This is a genomic window from Herbaspirillum sp. VT-16-41, from assembly GCF_001994935.1.
Taxonomy (GTDB): domain Bacteria; phylum Pseudomonadota; class Gammaproteobacteria; order Burkholderiales; family Burkholderiaceae_D; genus Herbaspirillum; species Herbaspirillum frisingense.
The window spans coordinates 1-2,461 of the sequence record NZ_MUXB01000072.1 but is presented as its reverse complement, the minus strand read 5'-3'; the positions used below and the strand labels follow the sequence as shown (position 1 = coordinate 2,461).

Annotated in this window: 6 protein-coding genes; 1 reads left to right on the top strand and 5 read right to left on the bottom strand. The window is 51.5% G+C overall.

Annotated features, from left to right (window positions below; translation table 11 throughout):
* The 4 genes from BTM36_RS04615 to BTM36_RS04605 all read right to left on the bottom strand — a co-directional run.
* A partial coding sequence (locus BTM36_RS04615; RefSeq protein ID WP_077235382.1) for an amino acid-binding protein occupies positions 1–337 on the bottom strand: 337 nt, incomplete at its 3' end.
* Positions 337–669: a hypothetical protein gene (locus BTM36_RS04610; protein WP_217349566.1), complete on the bottom strand. Its 333-nt coding sequence runs from the start codon at positions 667–669 to the stop codon at positions 337–339. The genes BTM36_RS04615 and BTM36_RS04610, both read right to left, overlap by 1 nt.
* A 126-nt stretch (positions 670–795) precedes the next feature.
* Positions 796–1,179: a hypothetical protein gene (locus tag BTM36_RS27655; RefSeq protein WP_217349565.1), complete on the bottom strand. Its 384-nt coding sequence runs from the start codon at positions 1,177–1,179 to the stop codon at positions 796–798.
* 4 nt (positions 1,180–1,183) lie between these two features.
* Complete coding sequence (locus tag BTM36_RS04605; protein ID WP_256385233.1) at positions 1,184–1,534, bottom strand: hypothetical protein; 351 nt, start codon at positions 1,532–1,534, stop codon at positions 1,184–1,186.
* 197 nt (positions 1,535–1,731) lie between these two features.
* Here BTM36_RS04605 and BTM36_RS04600 point away from each other — a divergent pair, with 197 nt between their 5' ends.
* Complete coding sequence (locus BTM36_RS04600; RefSeq protein WP_217349563.1) at positions 1,732–1,914, top strand: hypothetical protein; 183 nt, start codon at positions 1,732–1,734, stop codon at positions 1,912–1,914.
* A 169-nt stretch (positions 1,915–2,083) separates the two neighbouring features.
* Here the strand turns inward: BTM36_RS04600 and BTM36_RS04595 are convergent.
* A partial coding sequence (locus tag BTM36_RS04595) for an alpha amylase C-terminal domain-containing protein (RefSeq protein ID WP_217349562.1) occupies positions 2,084–2,461 on the bottom strand: 378 nt, incomplete at its 5' end.

Below are 2,461 nucleotides of genomic sequence, written 5' to 3'. Positions count from 1 at the left end.
CCGTCACCAGTATGAGCTGATTTGCGTGATCGCTATACTGCACGAGAATATTTACGCCATGGGATGCAAGCGTTGCCGTTATCTCGCCCAGCTCGCCGGGCCGCTCCTGTTTGAGCTTACGGATCACAGGCCTGCGCAGCTCGCGGACATCAAAACCGTGTTGCTCCAGTACCGCTTTCGCCCGTATGCCCTCTTCCACCAGAAAGTGGGCATGCCCTTCATTATTATGGGTAAAGACACCACCACCCTCAAGGCCGATACCGTTACTGCCCAGCGTTTTGCCCAGTTTCGCCAGCTCACCCGGCAGGTTTTTGAGTACTACATAAATATCGTACATCACAAACCTGCCGGGTGAGCTGGCCCAGTGATACGTTGCAGAGCAAACATCCAATTTCGGAAAAAACCATAATTCTTCAGATTGTAGTTTGCTGTAAGAGCAATGTACACACCTAGCACCGCATGAAATAAGATTGGTAGATAAATAACAAAAATCTCTAATAAGATCAAAAATGGAAGATTTCCCATAAAACCTGCTGCTCTATTAAACTCTTCTTCTCCATAAACAGCAAAATGGTTTACTACTAAATGCGTCACCAAATAAAGTCCAATTGGTACTACCCCAAGTAATGAATGTAATCTTCTGTAAAACAACTCCCTATGTACTGCCATTTTTATCCCCCCTTAGTAGGTTAATAGAATTTGTAGTACAATTATTAAAAATAAAGCGCTTTAAAACAAACTTGCTCCTATTTTTAAAATTGTACAATCTTTTTATCAAGTTTATTGTACTTCTAACTATTGTAAGCGTCGTTCCTTCTCATCACAAGGAGGAATGACTAGACTTTGAGGCTCCTTTTCTTCGAGAAGCACAGATGGTGCCTCCACAGCGGTCCCCTTATGAGTCCCCAATTGGTTTTGCATCTGTATAATCGCATGCTGCAGCGCTTTCCTCAGAGCTAATGTGTTATTAAAGCCAACACTGCCATACCAGCGATCGTCCGTGCCGACCCAGACCACAGGGAAGCCGTATACTCCCTCACCCCGGCAGATTTTCGGTGCTCCCTGCATCGTTGTCAATGCATCCAAATAGAACCTGCATCGTTCATCTTCTACTGCATTCAAATGGAGCGGAGAAACTGTTTTCTGAACCTCTTGACGCTTAGCCAGTTTCTCTTCCAAACCCCTATCCAGCCCGCGTAAAACACCCTCCGCAAATGTTTCCCCTGCTCCAATTCCAGCAAATTCCGCCAAGCCACATTAGAAATGCAGTTCCGGCAGTCAATACTACAGCAATCAATAGATAAGAAGTAATTCCCGGATTTTCAATCAGCATTCCGCCTGCTAGGTTATTAAACCCATAAGACATACCGAGAGCCTGGATAAAACCAAGCACGATAGTAAAGTAACGGGTAAACTGAGCTAACTTACGGCGTCCAACCTCCCCCTGCTTAGACCACTCCGTAAACTGAGGAACAACATCCATCTGCAGAAGCTGCACAATGATGGATGCCGTAATGTACGGCATGATGCCCATCGCAAGGATTGAGAAGTTCAGGAGCGCCCCGCCGCCGAATGTATTCAGAACACCGAATACATTAAGTTCGGGGGGGGGGGGGGGGGGGGGGGGGGGGGGGGGGGGGGGGGGGGGGGGGGGGGGGGGGGGGGGGGGGGGGGGGGGGGGAGTCCGGTTTCTACGACAAGAACCCTGCCCGCGAAATTCCGATCAAGCAGATGATGGGCAAGGCGCCGACAGAAAACTCCAAGGGCGTCCGCCTGCCGAACCTGCCGCAGGTGCGTGATATCGAGAACGAAGAGTTCGAGAACATGCTCTCCGGCAAGCAGACCGCCCAGCAGGCGCTCGACAATGCCGTCAAGCGCGGCAATGCAGCCATCAAACAGGCGAACGGCCAGTAAGAGCCGGTTCATGACCGCCCCGTCTGCATGTCTTGCGGACGGGGCTCTTTTCAAGAGGGGCAATCATGGCATCGTCAACGCGTGTCACTTTTCCGAACAAGGTCCTGCCATATCTGCTGCTGGCGCCGCAGCTTAAGTGGCGTCGCGTTGCCTGCGGTCAGTTTGGTCATCACCCCTCCCGCACAAACCAGACAGTTGCCAGCGGCGGGATCGTCACAGAGAGAGAGTGCGCCCTACCGTTCACCGGGATCTCATCACTCTGTACACCACCGCCATTGCCAGCATTGCTGCCGTGGTAGTGCATCGAGTCCGTGTTCAGCTCTTCACGCCAGCGCCCTGGCTGGTTGATACCAAAGCGGTAGTTATGACGCGGAACCGGTGTGAAATTGCTGACGACAATGATAACAAAAATGGACAGTGCCCTGAGCGGACGGGTTGCACCGGTGGTGCCGCGGGCGCGATGGGCGGTTGCGGTAGAACGAAGCGCCTGGTGGCGCATTCTTGTTATCCTCGTTCGCGATGTCACGAGAAGGGCTTCATCTGCTTT

Bases quoted from the DNA above. Each gene is read 5' to 3' on its own strand.
- BTM36_RS04610 (WP_217349566.1), bottom strand. From the start codon at position 669: ATGGCAGTACATAGGGAGTTGTTTTACAGAAGATTACATTCATTACTT.
- BTM36_RS04605 (WP_256385233.1), bottom strand. From the start codon at position 1,534: ATGGGCATCATGCCGTACATTACGGCATCCATCATTGTGCAGCTTCTG.
- BTM36_RS04600 (WP_217349563.1), top strand. From the start codon at position 1,732: ATGATGGGCAAGGCGCCGACAGAAAACTCCAAGGGCGTCCGCCTGCCG.